17 protein-coding genes are annotated in these 24,064 nt (G+C 36.1%); 2 read left to right on the forward strand and 15 right to left on the reverse strand.

Annotated elements, in window-relative coordinates:
• Nucleotides 1-18 precede the first annotated feature (18 nt).
• Both AC1RNE_RS13830 and AC1RNE_RS13835 read right to left on the reverse strand, forming a co-directional pair.
• Nucleotides 19-2,415 carry an ABC transporter permease gene (locus tag AC1RNE_RS13830; RefSeq protein WP_492801544.1) on the reverse strand — a complete coding sequence of 799 codons (2,397 nt, stop codon included), beginning with the start codon at nt 2,413-2,415 and terminating at the stop codon, nt 19-21.
• Between the two features lie 122 nt (nt 2,416-2,537).
• Complete coding sequence (locus tag AC1RNE_RS13835) at nt 2,538-3,215, reverse strand: ABC transporter ATP-binding protein (protein ID WP_309922375.1); 678 nt, start codon at nt 3,213-3,215, stop codon at nt 2,538-2,540.
• Between the two features lie 259 nt (nt 3,216-3,474).
• Here AC1RNE_RS13835 and AC1RNE_RS13840 point away from each other — a divergent pair, with 259 nt between their 5' ends.
• Nucleotides 3,475-3,825 (forward strand): four helix bundle protein, encoded by a 351-nt coding sequence (locus AC1RNE_RS13840; protein WP_492801546.1) that lies wholly within the window; start codon nt 3,475-3,477, stop codon nt 3,823-3,825.
• A gap of 245 nt (nt 3,826-4,070) precedes the next feature.
• Here the strand turns inward: AC1RNE_RS13840 and AC1RNE_RS13845 are convergent, their stop codons facing one another.
• From AC1RNE_RS13845 to AC1RNE_RS13905, 13 genes are all read right to left on the reverse strand, one after another.
• On the reverse strand, nt 4,071-5,336 hold the full coding sequence (locus tag AC1RNE_RS13845; RefSeq protein ID WP_492801548.1) for an efflux RND transporter periplasmic adaptor subunit: 1,266 nt from the start codon (nt 5,334-5,336) through the stop codon (nt 4,071-4,073).
• A gap of 362 nt (nt 5,337-5,698) precedes the next feature.
• On the reverse strand, nt 5,699-6,241 hold the full coding sequence (locus AC1RNE_RS13850; protein WP_492801550.1) for a YceI family protein: 543 nt from the start codon (nt 6,239-6,241) through the stop codon (nt 5,699-5,701).
• A gap of 1 nt (nt 6,242) precedes the next feature.
• Nucleotides 6,243-7,154, reverse strand: a complete 912-nt coding sequence (locus AC1RNE_RS13855; protein WP_492801552.1) for a DUF5777 family beta-barrel protein — start codon at nt 7,152-7,154, stop codon at nt 6,243-6,245.
• Nucleotides 7,155-7,256: 102 nt separating this feature from the next.
• The gene (locus AC1RNE_RS13860; RefSeq protein WP_492801554.1) at nt 7,257-7,703 is read right to left on the reverse strand and encodes a Rieske 2Fe-2S domain-containing protein; all 447 of its coding nucleotides are present in this window, start codon (nt 7,701-7,703) and stop codon (nt 7,257-7,259) included.
• 93 nt (nt 7,704-7,796) lie between these two features.
• Nucleotides 7,797-8,975 (reverse strand): efflux RND transporter periplasmic adaptor subunit, encoded by a 1,179-nt coding sequence (locus tag AC1RNE_RS13865; protein ID WP_492801555.1) that lies wholly within the window; start codon nt 8,973-8,975, stop codon nt 7,797-7,799.
• Complete coding sequence (locus AC1RNE_RS13870) at nt 8,968-13,299, reverse strand: CusA/CzcA family heavy metal efflux RND transporter (protein WP_492801557.1); 4,332 nt, start codon at nt 13,297-13,299, stop codon at nt 8,968-8,970. Before AC1RNE_RS13870 ends, AC1RNE_RS13865 begins: the two co-directional genes overlap by 8 nt.
• A 162-nt stretch (nt 13,300-13,461) precedes the next feature.
• Entirely contained in the window at nt 13,462-13,857 is a 396-nt protein-coding gene (locus AC1RNE_RS13875) for a hypothetical protein (RefSeq protein ID WP_492801559.1), read from the reverse strand.
• 76 nt (nt 13,858-13,933) lie between these two features.
• Nucleotides 13,934-15,895, reverse strand: a complete 1,962-nt coding sequence (dxs, locus tag AC1RNE_RS13880) for a 1-deoxy-D-xylulose-5-phosphate synthase (protein ID WP_492801560.1) — start codon at nt 15,893-15,895, stop codon at nt 13,934-13,936.
• A gap of 199 nt (nt 15,896-16,094) precedes the next feature.
• A complete protein-coding gene (locus tag AC1RNE_RS13885; protein ID WP_492801562.1) occupies nt 16,095-17,006 on the reverse strand; it encodes a rhomboid family intramembrane serine protease in 912 nt (303 codons plus the stop codon).
• An 86-nt stretch (nt 17,007-17,092) separates the two neighbouring features.
• Nucleotides 17,093-17,881, reverse strand: coding sequence for a rhomboid family intramembrane serine protease (locus AC1RNE_RS13890; protein ID WP_492801564.1), 789 nt, complete (start codon nt 17,879-17,881; stop codon nt 17,093-17,095).
• Between the two features lie 38 nt (nt 17,882-17,919).
• Entirely contained in the window at nt 17,920-19,410 is a 1,491-nt protein-coding gene (gene cysS, locus AC1RNE_RS13895; protein WP_492801566.1) for a cysteine--tRNA ligase, read from the reverse strand.
• Nucleotides 19,411-19,501: 91 nt separating this feature from the next.
• Nucleotides 19,502-21,286 carry a tetratricopeptide repeat protein gene (locus AC1RNE_RS13900; protein ID WP_492801568.1) on the reverse strand — a complete coding sequence of 595 codons (1,785 nt, stop codon included), beginning with the start codon at nt 21,284-21,286 and terminating at the stop codon, nt 19,502-19,504.
• Complete coding sequence (locus tag AC1RNE_RS13905; protein ID WP_492801569.1) at nt 21,264-22,565, reverse strand: hypothetical protein; 1,302 nt, start codon at nt 22,563-22,565, stop codon at nt 21,264-21,266. Before AC1RNE_RS13905 ends, AC1RNE_RS13900 begins: the two co-directional genes overlap by 23 nt.
• A gap of 217 nt (nt 22,566-22,782) precedes the next feature.
• On the opposite strand from AC1RNE_RS13905, the gene AC1RNE_RS13910 reads away from it, so the two are divergent.
• Nucleotides 22,783-23,958, forward strand: coding sequence for a hypothetical protein (locus AC1RNE_RS13910; RefSeq protein WP_492801571.1), 1,176 nt, complete (start codon nt 22,783-22,785; stop codon nt 23,956-23,958).
• The last annotated feature ends 106 nt before the right edge of the window (nt 23,959-24,064 follow it).

A 24,064-nucleotide genomic window follows, 5' to 3' on the forward strand; every position in this document is an offset into this window, starting at 1 on the left:
AAAACTCCAAATTCAAAACTATTCCGTTCTTAAACTTTTTACTGGATTTGCCAACGATGCACGAATAGAGCGATAGCCAACTGTAATGCCGGCAATTAAAATGGTAGTGCCTATTGAAAGCAAGAATATACCTACGCCTATGCTAATTCTGTATTCGTAGTTTTGTAGCCAACCGTTCATTATCCACCAAGCTGCTGGTGCGGCGATGACAAATGCGATGATGATTAATTGTGCAAATTCTTTTCCGAATAGTGCCAAGATGTTTCCAACACTTGCGCCTAATACTTTTCTGATACCGATTTCTTTGGTTTTCTGAGTAGCCATGAATGATACCAATCCGTATAGCCCTAAACAACCAATTAGGATAGCCACTAAAGCAAAGAAATTAATCAGGTTGCCCATGGTTTCTTCTTCCTGATAGGCTCTTTGGATGGCTTCGTCTACAAATTGATTATCGAAATAACTTTCTGGATATACCTGATTAAAGGCTTTTTCCAACGATTTAACTACTTTCTGATAGTTTGCCGAACGTAATTTTAAGTTGGCAAAGTAAAAATTAGTAGCATCGGTTGTCATATAAAGTGGGTCAATGGTATTTGCCAACGATTGTTGGTGAAAATCTTTCACTACTCCAACAATATCTACATTCTTGCCTCTTGAGGCAAGTTTTTTACCGATGATTTGAGCAGGGTCTTTAATCCCTAATTTCTTTACAAAGGCTTCATTGACAATTACTTCTCTGACAGAGTCGGCAGGGTAGAGGTTTCGACCTGCTACTAGCTTGATGCCATATAAATCTAAATAGTTGGCATCAACTCCTTTAGCGTGTGTACTCCATTTTTCACTTTCCGGACGGTTATCAAATTTTAGACTTGTACTACTAACCCAACCAGATTGTGGAGCACCCGACATTGAAAAGCTTACTTTCTCAACATCAGGAATAGCCGAAATCAAGTTTTTAAAGGTGTTCATTTTTACAATATCTTGTCTAGGCACAAATGGTAGCTGAACCGTCATGATTGCATCCTTTTTGAAGCCCAAATCAGTATTCTGGAAATAGGATAGCTGACTAGTAACTACAGCCATACCAATGATTAGCATTTGCGAAATAGCAAATTGAACTACTACTAAACTTCTTCTTACCGAAAAACCTCCTACTTGTTGCGTAGAAATTTTTCCTTTTAAAGCCATTACGGGCTGGAAACCTGCTAAAACCAAAGCTGGATAAGCTCCAGAAAGCAGAATTACAGCTACTACGATACCAACGATATAAAGAATGACTGAGGCATCGAAATAGAAAGTAAATTTGAATGCTCCATCTAAATATTCACGCGCTATTTTCTCGCCAAATTGGAATAGAAATAAAGAAATCACCAAGGATGTAATGGTAATCATAGCAGTTTCTGCCATAAATTGCCAGAACAATTGCGACTTAGAACTACCCAAAACTTTACGAACACCTACTTCTTTTGAGCGTTTCAATGCCTGAGCAGTCGCTAGATTAACAAAGTTGATACTTGCGGTGATGATTAAGAAAATACCAATGGCAAAGAGTGATAGGATTAAGTTTTTGTTTACACCACCATAATCTTCTGAAAAGTGAATTTCTTTGAGTGGTTGCATCGGGTAACGTATTGTTTTTACCTCATCTGGTCTGTATTTCTTTACGAAATTCAGCATTTGCTTATCCCAGTTAGCTTTAGTGAACTTATCATTCAGCGAAACAATACAGCGAGTGCTACTATTGGTACTGCCAAAATCATCGTTGATTGAACCATAAAATTCTTTCAAACTAGCATAGGATGTCATTACTTGGTAAGCAAAATCGGTATTGTCTTTATAATCTTTAAAAACACCAACGATTTTTAGACTCAAGCGACCATCATTTTTAATGATTTTGCCAAGCACGTCAGTTGTTCCAAAATACTTGATAGCATTTTTCTCACTGATTACCACAGTATTAGGGTTTTTCAACTCTTCACTACCACCAGCAATCCACTCATAGTCAAAAATTTTGAAGAAAGAAGGCTCAACGAATGCTCCTTCTTCGGTTTCTTTAAATTTTTTATCTATGCCATTTCCCGACGGAACTGCTACAAAATAGCCCCCTTGTATTTCTGTCATCGAAAGGTTTTCGATTTCTGGATACGAAGCTAAAACAGCCTTCCCGAATGGATACGGAATGCCTGGTGTATGGAAGTTTTCTCCACCTTCACTTGATATAAATTCACTTACAATTCTGTAAGTATTTGCATATTTACTGTGATGTTTATCTATATTAAAATGGTAGCGAACTAAGGCGAAAATCAACATTGCACAAGTAAGCCCTAAAGACAAACCTGCAATGTTGATAAAAGCATAACTTTTGTTTCTCAAAAGATTGCGAAAAGCTATTTTTATATAATTCTTTAGCATGGTTTTAAAGGTTTTTAGCTGTCAGTTTTAGCAATGAGCCTTGAGCGATGAGCTTTGCAATTTTATCTTAGACAACGAGAACTCACTTCTCACTGCTCAAAGCTTACAACTCATAGCTTTCTTTATCCCAAAATATTCTCCATCACAACTTTTCCATCTAACAAACGTATGATTCTGTGTGCATAACGAGCATCGTGTTCAGAGTGCGTTACCATGATGACAGTCGTACCAGCTTCGTTCAATTCAGTTAATAACTGCATTACTTCATTACCGTTGGTAGAATCCAAGTTACCTGTAGGTTCATCGGCCAAGATTAATTTTGGCGTATTTACTACAGCACGTGCTACAGCACAACGCTGTTGCTGACCACCCGACAATTGTTGTGGGAAGTGGTTTCTACGGTGCATAATTTGTACTTTTTCTAATACTGCTTCTACTTTTTGTTTGCGTTCGGCAGCATCCACACCCAAGTATAAAAGCGGTAATTCTACATTTTCATACACTGTTAGTTCGTCAATCAAGTTGAAAGACTGGAACACGAAACCAATATTACGCTTGCGGAGGTCAGCACGGCGGCGCTCGTTGAAATGAATGATTTCTTCGCCATTGAACATAAAGCTACCTTTCTCGGCGTCGTCCAACATACCAATGATATTTAATAAAGTAGATTTACCACAACCCGAAGGGCCCATGATGGCTACAAATTCACCTTTCTTTACTTCTAATGAAAGTTTATTTAAAGCAACCGTTTCGATGTCTTCAGTACGGTAAATCTTTTCTAAGTCTGTAATTTTTAACATGGTTTTAGATTTTTAGCTTTGAGCTTTGAGCTGTGAGCCTTGAGCTTTAAGCAGTGAGTTTTAGCTATGTAATTTTAGTTTTTGATTTCAATTAGCTTTCAGCCTTGAGCTTTGAGCAATGAGTTTTAGTTATGTACTATTTAGTTTCTAATTTTTGTTTTTAGTAATTATTGCTTTATGAATTATTGTTAAATTAGCTTTCAGTACTGAGTTTTTAATGCCAAATTCAACTCAATGCTTATACCTAAAAAATACTACAATGAGAGATTTTAAAAAACTACAAGTGTGGCAAAAAAGCCATTTACTAACCTTAGAAATTTATAAAACAACTACTCTTTTTCCTAAGGATGAACTTTTTGGACTTATCAGTCAAATGCGACGTTCTAGCTCATCTATTCCTACCAATATTGCTGAAGGTTGTGGTCGAGAAAGTAATATCGAATTCAACCGTTTTTTAACAATCGCTAAAGGTTCTGCCTCTGAGTTAGAGTATCAATTATTATTAGCGAAAGATTTAAACTACATCAGCATACAAAGCCATGATTTTCTTAATGATAAAGTAAACGAAATTAGAAAAATGCTTTATGGATATGGTTCGAAGCTATTATAGCTATTAGCTTTGAGAAGTGAGCTTTGAGCTTTAACTTTTAGGATTTCATAAATAATAACATATATGAAAATCTAAAATCTATCTAACTCAAAGCTCATTTTTTACAGCTATTATAGCTATTAGCTTTGAGAAGTGAGCTTTGAGCTTTAACTTTTAAGATTTCATAAATAATAACATATATGAAAATCTAAAATCTATCTAACTCAAAGCTCAAAACTCATGGCTTATAGCTCACAGCCCAGAGCTTACTGCTTACTCTCTTTTTTTATAACCAATTCCTGCATATCCCCATAGTTTTCATAACTAGACGTTACTACTTTATCACCTGGTTTTAAGCCTTCCAAAACTTCATAGTATTCAGGGTTTTGACGACCCAATTGAATATCTACTTTATAAGCTTTTTCTCCGTTTTCACCTACTTTGAAAATCCAGTTTCCACCAGTTTGTTGATAGAACCCACCTTTTGCTAATAACACAGCCTGAGTTTGGTCACTTAAAGATAAACGTACTTGTAAAGTTTGTCCACGACGTATATCGCTTGGTGGTGTTCCTATAAATTCCATATCTACTTGGAAACGTCCATTCGTTACTTGTGAATAAACTTTCTTAACGCGTAGCTTATACGTTTTGTCTGAAATGGTAAACTCGCCCGTTAAACCAATGAATACTCTTGAAATATAGTGTTCGTCAATATCAGCACGCACTTTAAAGCCGCTCAATACATCGATTTGTCCTAACCTTACACCACGTACTTTGTTTTCGCCGACCTCTGCATTTCTTGAAGTAAGCTGACCAGCCACAGGAGATTTTACTATTAAATCAGAGGCTTTCTTACGCATCAACTTCAACGTTTCTTGCGTACGAGCCACCGTCTCTTTCATTTGTGTTAGCTGAGTTGCCGTTGTGATTGAATCTTGCTTCAACGTTTTTTCAATCAATGATTTACGGCGAACATTATAGTTATAAAGGTTTAGAGATGATTTATAATCTTGTTCAGAAATTACTTTTTCTTTATGTAAACGATTGTTCAAATCATACACTCTTTTGGCTTCTAACAATGCATTGTCAATGTCTGCTAAGTTAGCTTGTTGACGAATGGTGTTTTCACGCGCTAAGTTTTGAGTGTACTGCATTTGAGTAATCAATTGAAAAACAGAAGTTTCACGATTGGCAAGGTCTAGCTCAAGGTCGGTGTTAGATAATTTTAATAAAGGCTGATCTTTTTTTACGATAGCACCATCTTCCACAAAAAGCTCTTCCACTCTACCGCCTTCACTAGCATCCAAATAGATAGTTTGAATAGGTAAAACAATACCATTGATAGGAATAATCTCTTGGAAGCTTCCTTTGCTTACTTCCGAAATCATAATTTTGCCTTCATCCACATTCAATTTGCTTTTACCTGTGGTATTGAAATAACTTGCTGCAATCAGGCCAACTATTGCCACGCCCCCCACCCAAGGAAGAATGCGTTTTGCCGACCATTTGTTTTTTTCGATTACTCTATCCATTGTATTGAAATTAATTAATAAGATTAGATGTGTTTCATCATTTAACCATTCTGTTTGAACAATTTATTGAGAAGATAATGCCAAAAATGTAAACTACTGATAATTAGTATATTGTATTGTATTTTTATTGAAAAGTGTTCGGAAATGATACACTTTTTGTTCGGAAATGAACAAAGGATAAGAAGGGTAATATAGCTTTAAAAATAAGAAGGATTAGCTTGATTAATCAATAGCGGTTAACGGTATTTATTGAAAATGATATTTGATAATTTTTAACGATAAAAAAACCAGCTTTTGGATTAAGAACATCGTATTATTCTTAATCCAAAAGCTGGTTCAAAAGCTTCATTTTGCAAAGTGTCTTACTTTTTTATCAGGGTAAAATTGTTCTTTACGGATATTTTCTCTGCAATTTTTTCCCATACTAATTTAGGAACATCTATTTTGTAGTCAACTAAGGCAATTTCAAAATTAGATTCTATGACTATACCTTCATTACCAATGATTAGTTTTCCAGTAATGGCTTTCTCGCGCGTTACTCCATGAATCATCATGACTCCTTTTACAGTAACATCATAAGAACCCTCTTTCGTGAAATCTATTTTTTCAGCGATTTTCCCTTTGAATGTTGCTGCAGGAAATTTCTCAGATTCTAAATAGTTTTCATTAAAGTGTTCTTCCATTAATCTGTTCGGAAATTTGAATTGATTAATGTTCATTCTCACAGCAATATCGTTGGTAGTCGTGTTCAAAATAGACGAAACAGCACTATTTACTGCTGAAATATCCTCTAAGGGCGTTTTAGAAAAAAAGCTGGTTTTGCCTGTTTGCGTATAGAATAACTGTGCGTAGCTCGCTTGACTTATCAACAAAGCACCAATAAAAGTAAGGAAGTGGTTTTTCATATTAATTCTTTTTTTTGTTTGACTTTCCATCAAAACTAAATGTTCTAGAAATATTGAATCCATAAAAAATATCAGCATTACTCCACTGTCCAATGGTCTGAGCAATAAAATGACGCTCAATCATTCCTTTTGAATTCGTGAAATGCAACTGGAAAACGTGTCCGCCTGTTTCAATGTCAAAACCAATGGCTAAAGAATTGTGGTATTTGCTAGAAACACTGCTAGTGCCATGGTCGGTAAGGTAATATTCCGCATTTAAGCTTAGCCTTTTAGAAAGTTTGTATCTTCCCCCAAAACCTAATGATAACACCTCACTTTTCATGTCTGTAACCTCCGTTTTATTGAAATGAATAATAGTAGGCATGACTTGTAACGAAAGTTTCTCACTGAATTTACGAGCAATCAGGATTTGTCCGCAATAGGTCTGACGTTCAAGGTTATCATTAAACTTCAATGTTGAGCCAGATTCAAGGGTATAACCTGTAATCATCGTATTGGCTGCTCCGCTCACATACCCTGTAACAGTAACAGGCACATTAGTCGACTGGCGAATAGCTTTGTATTTTAAGTAATAGTCGTAAGTTTTTTCTTGCGAACTTCTACCTACACCAACCGTTAGGTTATCGGTTAAACCATATTCTAAGCCCAATCTGATTTTTGCTTCATCTAGTCCAAAGAAATTATCAATAAACCCTGAATTGACTGCCCCGAATCTATGCGAAATCCAGAAATTAAGGTGCTTCTTATTAACCGTTTCAATGGTCTGTCCATTGATTAAGCGCGTAGCTTTAAAAGTTGCGGTAGTATATTCAGTTTTTGTTTCATTTTGCTTGTCAAGCATATCCATGAGATCGTCCTGACAAAAGCTTTGGAAACTCAATAGGCAACTGAATACTAATAGATATTTTTTCATAAGTCTAAGATTTTTAAACGAAATGGCTTTCAATAATTCATAAAGCCATTTCGTAGTTTACTGTCATTAAAGACATACGTAATTTTTGGGTGTAGCGTCTCGCTAACTTACTGTTAAAATTGTACCGCTTTGTGTAACAGTATAAGTTCTTAAGCCACCACTCCCATAACTATTAGTTCCTTTGCCATTATTATCATAAGTAGCTCCGTGTTCAGTACAGTAGAATTTATCAGTAGCATAGGTAATTTTCTTCTGCCCTTCATGGCTACAAATCAACGTTACAGCAACGTAAGTACCTACATTAGTATAAGCCACAACGATATTATTGGTTCTATCAACAATGTATCCTCCCTTTGTTAGTAAGGTTACATTAGCAGTTACCGATAAATCAAAGGTTATTCCGCCAGTAGGTAGTGGTCCTGCTATATCTCCTTCATTGGTACAGGAGGTCATCGTTACACCACAGTACACTGCCATTAAACTGGCTCCAGATAATCCTAATTGTTTTAGAAAAGTAAGGCGATTAATTTTTTCTTTTGTGACATCCATAATTTATAACGTTTAATTGAGAAATAGTTTCTTCTGTACAACGATTATAAATACAGGATTAAGCCTTAAAGGGTTGCATCTAATAAAATTTAATTAATGCTCGCCATGTTCTGTACCAGTAAGCATAGCTTGTAAAATTGATACCCCTTGTTTTACAATTTGTTGATTTTCAATGTTTTTATCGAGTATCACTTCTATGTTTCCGTTTTCGACTGTTCTAATTTTTACTGCAACTTGCTTAAAAGTATTTTCTTTTATTTGGATAAAAATGTAGCCCCCATTGTCATGCAGCACTACAGCTGTTTCAGGTAATGTATTTACAATTCTTTTACCCGTAAAAATTTTCGTATTAACATATTGCCCCACAGTCAGTTTATCTTCCATTGCTTCATTATCAATATGTCCGTGGATATTAATAGTTTTAGTGTCAGCATCTACATTTTTTCCTACCAAAAACACAGTAGCCATCATTGGCTTTTCAGCAAACTTAGGACTTTCAATCACTATTTTTTGTCCAACCTTTATTTTATTGATGTCGTTTTCAAAAGCTTTTAGCTCTATATGCTTATGGGCATTGCCCACGATTTCAAATAATACATCCGTCGGAGCAACATTCTTCCCGATAGATACATTGGCAGTTTTGATATAACCTTCGATGGGTGAAGTAATATTAACAGAAGATGTAATTTGTCCTTTTTTTAATTTTTCTATCGAACATCCTATCAATTCAAGTTTTAACTCTAAGGCTTTGGCTTGTGCTTTCATAGAAGATACCTCCGAATCAGCTTGTTGTAATTTCTTTTTAGCACCAACGTCTTCCCTACTCAAAACATTCTGGCGGTCTAATTCCTGCTCTAAGAATTTTAGGCGACTTACAGCCTGTAAATAATCTTGTTGCAATTGGATATAATCCATGCTATAAATAGTTGCTAAAACACCGCCCTTTTTAATAGCCGAACCCGGAAGAATATTAGTGCTTTTTACATAACCACTAATAGGAATACTGACTGACGCCATATTCATAGGGGGTACATCTACTACACCATTGGCTTTTACTTCATCCGAAATAGTGGTTTTATCAAAAGCCCCAACTACTAAATGAGCGTTTTTTACTTGCTCAGCAGATAAGGTGACGATGTCTGTTTTTTCATCCTTATCCTCTTTTTCTTCTGTCGCTTTTGGTTTAGAACAAGCTAAGGCTATTACAAAAACGAAAGCCACTACAATACATTTTTGAAGGATATTTATATGATATTTTTGAGAATTATTCATTTCCGATTAATGTTTCGATGTTGATAATAATTTGGTTAAAGTTTTGCAATTCAGCTAAGTGCCTTTCTTTGATTTGCCAAGCTTGTGTGATATTCTGCACAAATTCTACATATTCTATCTCACCAGCCTGATAGCTTTTAGCAGCCGTTTTGGCTATTAAATCGGCTTGGGGAATTGCTGAATTTTTATAATAATTCAAAGACTTATCAGTTTTGTCGAATTGAATTTTCAAGGAATTTAGCTGACTTTGTAGTTGATTTTCAGCATACTGATATTGCTGATTAATTACCTCTTCATTGATTTTAGAAGCACTGATTCTTGCTTGTTGTGCCTTCGTGAAAATCGGTACATTAATGCCCACTTGTACATAATTTTGATTGAAATGTTTTTCAATAGTTTGGTTGGTCAATGCTACTCTTACATCTGGTTTCAAACGTTGTTGTTCCAAATTGGTTTGCAGTTTGCTTACTTCGCTTTGTTGTTTGATGATTTCTAAGAAAGGATTTGAAGCCAACTGCGCATCACTCACTAAAAGTGTTTTTTGCGTATCAATGCTATAATCAATCACGAAGTTTTCACGAGTATTCATCAAAAATTGCAGTGTTTGGTACAGGTTTTGCTCATCAGCTTGTGCCTGCTGAATACGATTTTGTATTTCCCTTAACCGTGTTTCTGAGGATACTTTTTCTAACAAATCCGTTTCACCAGTTTTATAGCGCACTGAGGCAGCTTTGAATGCACTTTGATAAAGGCTGTCTTGTTGCTGTAACAGTTTGATTGATTGGTGGGTATATAAAATTTGGAAGTAAATACTTTTTACTTCACCAATCAACTGTGTTTTAGTTAATCTAGCCCGCTTTTCAGCCGTTAAAACATTGCCTTTTAGCACGTTTTCTTGGGCTTTATATAAACTCGGCAAAGCAAAGGCTTGTCCTACTGAAAAAGTGACATCATTACCATCAAACACTTGTGTACGACCGTACTGCGCATCAAAACTTGTTTTAGGCAATTCGCGAGCAGTTTTTACCAATGTCTGATTTCCTCTAATTTCTAGGTTCGAAATCTTTAAGTTTTGGTTTTGCTGAACAGCCTTATCAATACACATCTGTAATGACTGTGGTGTATTGTTTTGTGCAAAAGTGGTAGTACTTATCAATAATAGTACGATAACAGTGGCTATGTTTTTGGGTGTTTTAGGGTTTCTATTAAAAACCAAACTATAAATCACAGGGAGTACTACCAAAGTCAGAATAGTTGCTGTAATCAAACCTCCAATTACTACAGTCGCCAAAGGCCTTTGTACTTCTGCACCTGGGGAATGGCTGAGTGCCATTGGTAAAAAGCCCATAGAAGCCACTGCTGCCGTCATCATTACGGGCCTGAAACGTGTTTTGGTTCCTTCTAAAATCCGTTCTTTGATGTCTTTTATACCTTCTTTTTCAAGAATTTTGAAGTATGAAATCAGTACGATACCATTCAATACGGCTACCCCAAAAAGAGCGATAAAACCAATACCTGCCGACACTGAAAATGGCATATCTCGAACCCAAAGCGATAAAATACCGCCAATGGCCGAAAGAGGAATGGCAACGAAAACAATGAGGGCTTCAACCAACGAATTGAAGGTGAAGTATAAAAGTGCAAAAATCAAGAAAAGGGCTACGGGGACAGCAATAAACAAACGACTTTTGGCTGCTTGGAGGTTTTCAAAAGTACCTCCATATTCAATAGTGTAGCCAATTGGTAGTTTTACTTGCTTGTCAATAATGCTTTGTACCTCGGCTACTAAACTTTCTACATCACGATTCCGAACGCTGATTCCGATTGAAATTCTACGGCGAGCATTATCTCTGGTGATTTCAGCAGGGGCATCTTTGTATTGAATATTGGCAACTTCTGAGAACGGAATTTTTGAGCCATTGGGTAAATCCAAGTATAAATCTTTGATATTCTGGATATCTTTTCGATACGAAGAATCGAGACGAATCACTAATCCAAAACGTTTTTCACCTTCATAGACTACACCTGCTTCCTCGCCCGCAAAAGCTGATTTTAATAGCGTATTGAGGTTACTAATTTTTAAGCCGTATTGTGCAATCTTTTGGCGGTCGTAAGTCACCACCATTTGTGGCACACCAGCTATTTGTTGTACTTTTAAATTAGCAATACCATTCACTTTATGTATTTTTTGTGCTATCTCTTGGGCTTTTACAAATAAAACATCAAGGTCTTCTCCAAAAATTTTAATGGCTACATCCGACTTTACCCCTGCAATCAATTCATTAAAACGCATTTGAATAGGTTGCGTAAATTCAAAATTTACCCCTGGAATATCTTTTAATAATTCCTCCATTTTTTCGCCAAGTTCGTCCATCGTTTCAGCCTTTTTCCATGCTTTAGGATCTTTCAAAACAATGATTAAATCGCAAGAATTAATACCCATTGGGTCAGTAGGGATTTCAGATGAACCAATTCTAGAAACTATTTGGTCTATTTCGTCAGGAAATTCACGAAGTAAAAGCTTTTGGGCATCATTATTCGATTTGATACTTTGTGACAAAGAAGCATTGCTATGCAATATCGTTTCTACCGCAAAATCTCCTTCGTTTAATTCAGGGATAAATTCACCACCGAGCGTGCCAAAGAGTAATAAACTTGCTACGAAAAACGCTAGCGAAGTACTTAAAATAATCAATTTTTTATTCAATGCCCAAGTGATGATGGGTTGATAGTATTTATATAAGAAATTAATAATTTTATCCGCAATGGTCTCTGAATGGTCAATCTTTTTGCTTAAACACAAAGACGACATCATAGGCACATACGTCAACGATAAAATCAATGCACCGACAATCGCAAAACTTACAGTTTCGGCCATCGGACGGAACATTTTGCCTTCCACGCCCGTAAGAGCAAGAATCGGGAAATAAACAATCAATATAATGATTTCACCAAAAGCGGCAGATTTTCTGATGGTTACTGCTGAGTCATACACAGACTCGTTCATTTCTTGTTGGCTCAAGACATAGGCTTTGCCATCATGACTGGCAGGAATTGTACGAGTATGTAGCCTGTGGACAACGGCTTCTACAATGATAACGGCTCCGTCTACAATCAAACCAAAATCAATCGCTCCGAGTGACATTAAGTTGGCCGAAACACCGAAGAGTTTCATCATGGCGAAAGAAAAAAGCAAACAGAGGGGTATTACAGATGCTACTACCAAGCCTGCTCTAAGATTACCCAACAGTAATACCAAAATAAAGACGACGATTAAACCACCTTCGATTAAGTTTTTCTGAACAGTATTAATAGAGTTGTCGATAAGCTTACTTCTATCCAGAAAGGCTTCTACTTTGACACCTTCGGGTAGTGTTTTCTGAATTTCCTCTATGCGTTTTTTAACTTGAACGACTACTTTTTCAGCGGATTCTCCTTTTAATAAAAGCATTACTGCACCGACAGCTTCGCCTTCACCATTACGTGTCATAGCACCATAACGAACTGCATGACCGAACTGAACTTTGGCCACATCACTAATCAATATGGGAATGCCTGCACGGGTAGTGATGACAACATTGTCGATGTCTTGTAAGCTATTTATGCGTCCTTCTGAACGAATAAAGTAGGCATCGGTTCCTTTTTCGATATAACTACCGCCCGAATTAGCATTATTATCTTGTAAGGCCTGAAATACTTCTGCAATACTCAGGTTCATTGCTCGTAGTTTTTCGGGATTAATGGCAACTTCATATTGTTTTAAATGCCCCCCGAAAGAACTTACTTCAACGACACCCTTTATGCCCAATAGCTGTCTTTTAACTACCCAGTCTTGTATTGTTCGTAAATCGGACAACGAATATTTATCTTTAAATTTGGGGTCGACTACTAGAGTATATTGATAAAATTCGCCAAGACCAGTGGTAATAGGAGCCATCTCTGGGCGACCAGCCCCAGGAATTAAATTGGGTTCGGCTTCCCTCAGCTTTTCAGAAACTTGTTGCCTCGTTATTTCAGTAGGGACATCATCATCAAAAACAACAGTAATTACCGATAAGCCCATTCTGGAAACAGAACGAATTCCTTTGGTATTAGGAACAGTTCTTAAAGAGATTTCGAGTGGGTAAGTAATGAATTTTTCTACTTCAGACGCTGGTAAAGCGGGTGATTGCGTGATTACTTGTACCTGATTTGAAGTAATATCTGGCAGGGCATCAATGGTCAGTTGGGTTAAGGAAATACCACCCCACGTCACCAATGCCAATACCAATAAGCCGATTGTCAGCTTATTGTATATGCTGAATCGAATGATTGAATCTATCATTGTATGTATGTCAAGAAGAATAGCCCAAATGGTAGGATACAAAAAATTGTAGCCCTATCAAGAGGATAGCTCATTATTGTAAATAAAGGTATTTTCACGAAGGCACCTTCGTGAGGAAAGAATGATAAGAAATGACAAAGCGTATTTTGCCTAGAAGGGATATTAGAATCGAGGAGGGTTGAATAGTGTCTGCACTATAGAGAAACGATAGAAATTTTTCCAAACGAAATTTGGTTCAGAAAAAACTTTGAAGATAGCAACAAAGGGGAGGACAATTTTTTTATTGAACGTAGGTTCACATAGCGTTGTGGTGTTATGTGAATTTAGGTTTGGTAAATTTGAATGAGAATGTTTCGCTGTTTTGAAGTGTTTAGACGTAGCAGAATAATGCATGGCTAAAAACTCTAGGAAGCTAATATTTTCATTCCAACTATTTTTGTGTTGATTGTAATGTTTTACCAATTCTCCAACTTTGGCTAACTGCAAAGCATCAGCTTTTGGGAACAAACTCCCTATAAAGATGACAAAACTTAGCAATATGGCTGTAAATTGTTTCATACAACAAATGTAGGTAATTAAGGGGAAAATAAAAAAAGGCGAAATTAATTCGCCTTTAGATTTACCTTTCAATAGCTTAATTTAAAACTATCTTAATATTATCTGTCTTGGGAGCATTTTTTTCAGTGCCTAGAATAGCTCTGACTGCCTCAGCAATTCCCTCAGGATCAAAGCCACATTCATGGTGTAACTCTAATTGTTCGCCATGTTCTACAACCCTGTCTGGAATACCCAATCGCTTTATTTGTGCCGAATAGTTATTATCTAGCATAAATTCAGCAACTGCTGTACCAAAACCACCTTGTATACAACCATCTTCAACGGTGATGACTTTATCGAAGTTTTGGAAAATCTCGTGCAGCATTACTTCATCCAAAGGTTTTACAAAACGCATATCATAATGTGCGGGATTGATTCCTTCGTTCTCTAATACTTCACAAGCTTGTACAGCATAATTACCAATATGACCTAGCGTAAGGATGGCTACTTTTTCTCCATCTTTTATTTTGCGTCCTGTACCGATTTCAATTTTTTCAAAGTCAGTTTTCCACACTGGCATCATCCCTTCGCCACGTGGGTAACGGATAGAAATACAGCTTTTCAGTTGTTTAAACTCATCATCAGAAACGGTAAACATGATGTCTCTCAATTCTTTTTCATTCATCGGAGCAAAAACTATCATGTTCGGAATACAACGCATATAAGCAATATCATAAGCACCATGATGCGTTGGGCCGTCGGCACCAGCAAAACCAGCACGGTCTAGACAGAAAATAACGGGTAGTTCCTGAATAGCTATGTCGTGAATCACTTGGTCATAAGCACGTTGCATAAACGTTGAATAGATATTGCAGAAAACCGTAAGACCTTGGGATGCCATCCCTGCCGAGAAAGTAACGGCATGTTGTTCGGCAATTCCTACATCAAAAGCACGGTTTGGCATTACTTTCATCATCAAATTCAGCGAGCTTCCCGAAGGCATTGCAGGTGTTACACCCATAATTTTCGGATTTTTCTCTGCTAATTCTACAATCGTATGCCCAAAAACATCTTGATATTTTGGTGGCTGTGGCGTAGAATAATACTTCTTCTTGATTTCGCCAGTAATTTTATCAAATTTCCCAGGGGCATGCCATAGCGTTTGGTCTTTTTCAGCCAAGGCATAGCCTTTCCCTTTTGTGGTAATGCAATGTAATATTTTAGGGCCAGGAATGTTTTTCAAATCATTCAGTACCGTTACCATATATTCTACATCATGCCCATCAATAGGACCAAAATATCTTAAATTCAAAGACTCAAATAAATTACTTTGTTTCAACAAAGTAGCTTTCAGTCCGTTTTCTATTTTAGAAACAATATCCTGAGCAGATTTGCCAAATTTTGACATCTTGCCTAACAGGTTCCACACTTCGTCTTTTACTCTGTTATAAGTATGCGAAGTAGTAATGTCTGTTAAATATTCTTTTAAAGCCCCCACGTTAGGGTCAATCGCCATGCAGTTATCATTCAGAATAATGATAATATTATTCGGAATATCACCCGCATGATTCATCGCTTCAAAAGCCATCCCAGCCGTCATTGAGCCATCCCCAATTACGGCAATGTGCTGGCGGTCTGTTTCTCCTTTATAATTAGAAGCAACAGACATCCCCAAGGCTGCTGAAATAGAAGTAGAAGAGTGTCCTACACCAAAGGCATCATATTTACTTTCTTTGCGTTTCGGGAAACCCGATATTCCACCGTATAGGCGATTGGTATGAAAATTATCTCTACGACCCGTCAGAATTTTATGCCCATAAGCTTGATGTCCTACATCCCATATTAGTTGGTCGTTAGGGGTATTAAAGACATAGTGAAGTGCTACTGATAACTCAACCACACCAAGTGAAGCCCCAAAATGTCCGCCATACACCGATACATCATCAATAATGTACTGACGTAGTTCGTCACAAATTTGTAACAATTCTGAGCGATTACGTCTCCTCAAATCTTCGGGAGTGTTAATCTGGGCTAATATTTTTCCGGGTATAATTTGCATCGGTTTTTTCGAGTGAAAATTGTAAGTAGATAACCCTGTTTATCCTTAAAATGTTTGACTGATAGTTAAATATAGAAAGAATCTAAGGTGAAACTTAGCAACAAGCTAACAAATTTACGGAAATATTTGAAGCTTAGTATCAATTAAAAAAGTCAAGCAGATTTTCTACTTGACCTTTTTAACGAAAATGGTTATAATTTTACTTCTGTGAAGCTTTAAAAAGCTTTTGTTTTTCTTCTTTTGTCAGACTTTCGTAGCCAGAACGCGAGATTTTATCTAGAATTGCATCTACCTCATCTTCATCTGGATAGCCAACGCCCACACCTACACTTGAACTATTATAAGATGTCTCTTTTTGGCGATAAGCCACTTTGATTTTAGGCTTTTCGGTACGATTGACAATTCTTTTGAAAAAATCTACCGTGGCATCTATAGGTGTTCCCCAATCGTTGCCTGCCTGCAATTGTTTTACATATAAATAACCCAACAAAGCTCCACCCAAATGCACAATACCTCCGCCAGCGTTGATGCCAATGGTTCCAGCCAATGAAATTAAAAAGAAGAAGAAAGCAATGTATTTTATTTTAACAGGACCAATCAAAAACAAGAAAAACGTATAGTCAGGTGCAAGCGTAGCGGCAGCAAACATAATTGCCATGACACTGCCCGATGCCCCAATAATGGTTGTATTGATTGCTGTTTGGTAGTAAGGAATAAAATTGAAGGTAAGCAATGCAAAAATACCTCCGAAGATAGCCCCCAAAATGTATAAATTGATTAGCCTACGGCTACCCAAAAATTCCTGAATAATTGCTCCAAACCAGTAAAGCATTAGCATATTAGGCAATAGATGGGCAATGGGATTGACAGAATGGAAAAATGAGTACGTCAGAATCGTCCATGGACGGTACAAAAAAGTACCTAAAGACGGCGTGAGGCTCAGGTATGACAACGCATTGTCGAACAATTCTGCTTTTTTGAAGAAAATTGTAAGACTTATCAATACCAACAACATCACCACATATACAGCTACATTCAGCCATATCAGCTGGATTAAACCATTATTTCGCTTGGAAAAAGCATCTTTAAAGTCATCTAAAATCCCACTCATTTTTATATTCCTTTATAAACTTTAATATTACTCAAAAATTATCAATGTTTCAATATAACAGATTGAAAAACAAAAAGTTAGTACTTTTAATAGAAGGAGTTTCTGTTTTTACCCCATGTTTTAATCAGTATAAAGGCAAAAACCATTCCACCAATGTGGGCAAAATGTGCCACATTATCACCAGGCATTTTATTGAGCCCCGCATATAGCTCGTATAGTCCATATAAAGCTACAAAATATTTTGCTTTTATTGGGATTGGAAGTAAAAAAAGCATAAGTTCTGTATTAGGGAAAAGCAAAGCAAAGCCAGCCATTACCCCAAACACCGCACCAGATGCTCCAATTAGCGGAGTATCCAACACAGATCTCAAGCATTCTTGTGCAATTAGAACAGAATTCTGTACGGTAATATTGTTTGGATTACCTTCAATTAGTGCATAAGCATTATGAGGTATTCCGTCTGGGAAATACTGATACAGAAATTTACTGAACTGATTTAAGTCTGGGTGCTCAATATACGCCCTTGTGGCAGCTTCAAGTGTTGAATAATCATAATATTTTAACCCCATATATAACAAGCCAGACCCCATTCCTGTTACTAAAAAGAACGTTAAAAAACGTTTCTCTCCCCAATACATTTCCAACATCGGCCCTAAGAAAAACAATCCGAGCATATTATTAAAAAGATGTCGAAGGTCGGCATGAACAAAAATAGATGTTAAAAACTGGAAGGGTAAAAACTTCTCAGAAGTAAAGTAATGAAGCCCCATTACCGACACAATCATCTCTTTATGACCAAAATATTCAACACCAAATACGATGATGTTGATAGCCATCAATGCCCTAACAATAGGCGTTAAACCCGGAGTTCTCATTTTTATTGTTTATAGATTAAGCGAAATTAAGTTTACGACTATTCCTCGTATGCCCAATCAATTTTAGTTTTCATGTCCTTGATAACGAGCCCATTTGCTTTAAAGTAACCCCTTATTTCGTCTACCTTATCGTATTGTTTTGCCTCTTTGTATTCACGGTATAACGAAAGCATTCCTTTGGCAAAAGCCTCTATGTTTTCGTTAGGCTCTTCAATAAGACCAAGTACATTTTCAATAATAGCAATAAAGCTTTCTTTTAAGGAAGTAAAAACTTGTTCTCCTAACTGTGCTGTTTGTAGTTGTCCCATGTAAACTTGGTTTATTTTCTTTACCAAATTAAATAAACCCGCAATGGCAACTGCTGTATTTAAATCGTCATTCAAACCATCGTAACAAGCTTGAATGCCTTTCTCTATTTCTAATACGTGTTTTTCATCAACTGCGATTGAATCATCAGCCAAATATTCGATATTTTTTATAATTCTTAAACCATTAATTAAACGCTTATACCCTTTCTGAGCTGCCTTTAGGGCTTCATTTGAAAAATCAAGCGTACTTCTATATTGCGATTGCAACATAAAGAAACGAACCGTCATTGGACTATAGGCTTGGTCTAATAATGGATGCGAACCTGCCATCAATTCGCTAGGTAAAAACGAGTTACCAAGTGATTTAGACATTTTTTGTCCGTTCACCGTAAGCATATTAGAGTGCATCCAATAACGAACAGGCTCAACACCATTAGCTCCTTTGGCTTGGGCAATTTCGCACTCGTGATGTGGGAATTTTAAATCCATTCCGCCACCATGAATATCGAACGTATCACCTAAATATTTAGTACTCATACAAGTACATTCCAAGTGCCACCCTGGAAAACCATCGCCCCAAGGGGAAGTCCAACGCATTAAATGTTCAGGTGCTGCTTTTTTCCAAAGGGCAAAATCCAGTGGATTACGCTTTTCGCCAACGCCATCTAAATCACGCGTTTCCGTTAATAAATCATCTAATACTCTTCCCGAAAGTTTACCATAATTACCACCTTCAGCATTATAGCGAGCAATATCAAAATATACTGAACCTTGCGATTCATAAGCCAAACCTTTGTCGATTAAAGATTTAGTAGTTTCTATTTGCTCTACGATATGCCCTGTAGCAGATGGCTCGATACTAGGTGGCAATAAGTTAAATTGTAGGAGTACCTTATGGAAATCGTTGGTATAACGTTGTACAATTTCCATCGGCTCAAGCTTTTCAAGCTTCGCCATTTTACCAATTTTGTCCTCCCCCTCATCTCCATCGCCCACTAAATGGCCAACGTCAGTAATGTTTCTTACATAACGCACTTTATAGCCAATATGAGTGAGATAACGATTGAGAATATCGAAAGTTAAGAACGTACGAACATTTCCAAGGTGAACGTAATTATATACAGTTGGTCCACAAACATACATTCCCACATGTGGAGCGTTGATGGGCGTAAAAAGTTCTTTTTCTCGGCTGAGGGTATTGTATATCTTTAGGGGTTGCATTCAGTTTGATTATTCTTGTGGACTAAATTGATTTCTTTTACAAAACTAATAAAAGTATAATGGATTGAGAGGCTTTTGAGTTCAAAATGCATTAAGACTTCTCTGACAACTTGTTTTTGACTGTCTGGATAGATTCTTTTATAATTTCTTTTTCTTCTTTAAAATATACAGGCATTAACGACAATCCCTTTTCAAAATTTTCTAAAGCAAGTGTCTCATTTTCCTGTTCCTCATAAACTTTTCCTATTTGATGATAAGTAAGCCCTAATTGATGTTCCTGTTTAGTTTTTTCATTACATTCAATAGCTTTTTGATAATTTTCTAAAGCTTTATCCCAAACTCTTTGTTCTTCATATACTCGTCCTATTTGATGATAAGTTTTACTTGATTGATGTTTTTGCCCAGTATTTTCTTTCCACTTAATAGCTTTTTGATAATTTTTTAAAGCTTCATCCCATTTTTTTTGTATTTGATAAACCATTCCAATTTGGTGATAAGTTCCTCCTAATTCATGTTGTTGTCCAGTATTTTTATATCTGTCAATTGCATTTTGGTAATTTTCTAAAGCTTTATCCCAATTTCTTTGTTCTTCATATACAATTCCTATTTGATGATAAGAAATTCCTAATTTATGTTCTTGTCCAGTATTTTCTTTCCAATCAATTGCGTTTTGGTAATTCTCTAAGGCTTTATCCCAATTTCTTTGCTGTTGATAAACCATCCCAATATTATGATGAGTAGTTCCTAATTGATGTTTTTGTCCAGTTTTTTCTTTCCAATCAATTGCATTTTGGTAATTTTCTAAAGCTTTATCCCAATTTCTTTGTTCCTCATAAACAATCCCAATACTATGGTGAATACTTCCTAATTGATGTTCTTGCCCAGTTTTTTCATTCCAGTGAATAGCTTTTAGATAATTTTCTAAAGCTTTATCCCAGTTTCGTTGTTCTTGATAGACCATTCCAATTTGATGATATATATATCCCAAATTATTCCAATTGTTTTCTTGATATAGTTTTGCAAAAACTTTATTATAAAGTTGAATTGCTATTCTAAAATGTCGAAAACTGAAATTTAAAGTAGCATAATCATAAAGTAGTTTGTTAAAACTATCGCCAGTAATTTTTAATCTTTCAGCAATTCCAATAGCGTTTTCATAATATTTTTTAGCATTTTCGTAGTCAAAGTATTTAGCATATTCATCCGCTAAAAGACTATAAAGATTCAGTCTTTCTCGCATGGCTCTTCCTTTATCAGAGTCATTAAGAGGTAAGTGCTCTAATTTATCTTTTAAACTTTTGATATATTCTTCACGGATGGGTAGTTTAGCAGGAATATTATTGGGTGCTGGACTAAGAGCTTTTTCTTGATATGTTTCGTCTTGTTTAAAGACGAAGAAATTAGTTACCCAGCTCCAAAGGTCTGGAGCTTTGCGTTGTAGTTGGATAAAAAAATCATGGTCACCCCACAGAATGGTAAGATAGTTGGGCTTTCGGAAAATAATTTCTCTTTCAAAATTCAGTTGAGCAATCATACCTGAATCAACGATTTGTCCATCTTTAGAGCTTAGTCGGCTATTTTCTAAACCAAAAACATTGACGCAATAACTTATGCGTTCAGAATCAATGATAGATTTGGGCAATTTTTCTTGAAGAATTTGATGTAAAGAGATAACGTGAAAGGGAGTAAGGTCTATATCATAAAATTGGTATTGAGAAAGTCTTTCTTTGAGGCTTGATGAAATCCTTGCTTGTAAATCATAATCTGGTACGCTTATCATTACAATGGTCGGTTCTTTACGGTCTTGTAATGTAAACTGTATTTCTTCAAGTAAATTATCATTATAGGCTTTCTCAAGCTGAAAGTTCGTTGGCATTTCTCAGGTATTTTTCAAGGATAGGATTTATTTTAATTGACTTTATACCATTGTATTTAAGTAAAAGTAATCCATATAACATTTCTTTGACTTTAGCTTCTGCAGGTTCAAAGTCTCCCTTTTTTAATATTTCGATATAGCTCTTATTAATACTCTCACGCATAGTATTTCCTATTTCATCAACAACTTCCTCTACAATGGTCACATCGATTTTTTTCTTTCCTCTAGTTTTACGAATAGCAACATTTACGATTCTAAACAACTGCCTAATACATCCCCCTGAATAATAAATACATCGATTAAGTGCATCTCTATCTTCAAAAAAAGTATCAAAATCAATACGTTTCGTAATGATTTCGCAAAGTGCATCACAATTTTGAGGATTGCTAGTACGAATCATTGGGACTACATATTGACTTGTAAAGCGAACAGGTGATTTTTCTATCTGATAAAAAGCATCTATTCGTACACTCATAATCATATTTGCGTTAATGCCTATCAGTACGTTGGCATCTTTAACAAAAAGAGTTTCGTATTTCTCAAACATGATTTTTTCAGACCCATCTATAATAAATAGAATATCTTGTCCCAAGCCTTCCCTTTGTATATCAGTTCTAATATCTGAAAGATAATCGTTAAGTAACTGAGTCAGATGCAATAAGTTTTTGCGAGTTACTTCACGAACTACCTTAGCCGTTTTTGTCTCTCCTGCCAAAAGGTTTTTTAAAGAACCTCCAATTTTAAAAAAATCAAGAAATCCAATGCTTGCGTCTATGCTTACGCCAATTTCATCTTTGATACTTTCGCTAATTTCTTTTTTAACTTCTACATCACTAAAAAACATTTTCGCTAACTCTTTGAGCGATTCCGTATTTCGACTAATCCCATTTTCTTGAAGTTGCGTAATCAGTTTTGTAATGAGTAAAACGTAAAAGTCTTCTGGCTCAAATCTCGAAATCTCTAATTCTTCTTCAATACTGATAAAGACTGAAAAATACTGACTTGGTTGATTAAGTTCTTGGTGCAAACGTTTAAGTTCAATCGTTTTGCCAGAACCAATATGGCCCGAAAATATAAGTTTAACGTATTCTTTTGTCAAATGAAAAGAACCATCTTCTCCAATTCCTAAATCAAATTTTATGTCGTTAAGGTATTCATTACCACGTACTTTATCGAGATCGACATAGAGATTGCTGGCAAAAATATCTTCTTCAAAAGTAGGCTCAGTTACGGCTCTTGCTTCGAAAGGATCGCTAACTGGATAATTAAATTTTGACATTGGGAATGATGTTTTTTGTTGTAAAAGTAAAGAATTTCATCAAGAGTTCAATATCAATAAAAGCTCTCCTTGTAAACTGCTGTAGGATAAAAATATTAATGTAGTAATTCTCATTTGCTAGTTAATATTTTCGAAAGCGAATAGCGTCTTATTTTATAACGCAAATCTCATAACAAAATCCTCTATCTTTGAAAAAAAATAATTCAACTGAACAACAATGACCATTTTAGAAGTAGCTAATCATAAACATCTCCAACAAGAATTTCTTTTATTACCCGTTCGCTTGTATGAGTATGATAAAAATTGGATTCGTCCGCTCGACCAAGACATTGAAAATACCTTTAATCCTGAGAAAAATAAATATTTTAAGCATGGTGAAGCCATCAGATGGATTTTGCAGGATGCCGCAGGTAAAACCATCGGTAGAGTAGCTGCTTTTATTAATCAGGAGACTGCTAATAAAGAAGAACAACCTACGGGAGGAATGGGCTTTTTTGAATGTATTGAAGATGAATCTGCCGCTTTTTTATTGTTTGATGCGTGTAAAAATTGGCTGGCTGGCAAAGGCATGGAGGCAATGGATGGCCCAATCAATTTTGGAGAAAGAGATTCTTTTTGGGGATTGATGACCAAAGGATGGCAATTTGAGCCTACTTATAAAATGCCTTGGACGAAGGCTTATTATATTCAGTTTTTCGAGAAATATGGTTTTAAAGACTATTTCCAACAATATGTATATGTCACGCCAATTCGTGCGGCTACGGTTGCTCCAACGGTAGAGGAAAAAGCTAGGCGTATTTATGAAAACCCTGAGTATACTTTCCGCCATATTGAAAAAAGTAAACTAGCAAAATATGGAGAAGATTTCAGGACAATCTTTAATGAAGGCTGGGCAAAATTCCCAGGGGTAAAAGCCATGACGGAGGAGCAAGCGAGCAACCTTGTAAAACAAATGAAGCCTATTATCGACGAGGAACTGACATGGTTTGCTTATGCTGGCGAGCGTCCGATTGCTTTCTTTATCGTGATTCCAGATATCAATCAGATTGTAAAACACCTTAATGGAAAGTTTGGCGTATGGGAAAAAGCGAAGTTTATGCTTTTGCTAATGCGTGGAGTGATTACCCGTACATGTGGCGTAATTTTTGGCGTAGTGCCCGACTATCAAGGCAAAGGAGTTGAGTCTGCCATAGCTTTACGTTTCCGTCAGGCGGGTAGAGATAATCCGCATTATCAGTATGAAACGATTGATATGAATTGGGTAGGCGATTTTAATCCTAAAATGAATCGTTTTGTTTCACAACTAGGAACAACCAGAGATAAAGAATACATTACTTATCGTTACCTATTTGATAGAACAAAAGAATTTAAACGCAGCCCGAGAGTGGGGTAGATAGTGATTGAGTTGTGATTTAGTGATTTTCTTTAGTTGTGAATGATTGAGTTGTGAGTTAGTGATTTTTCGAAAAAGTTAAAATAAAATGATTTTTGGGGAACTC

The organism is Arcicella sp. GW822-FHT02H01, assembly GCF_058802005.1.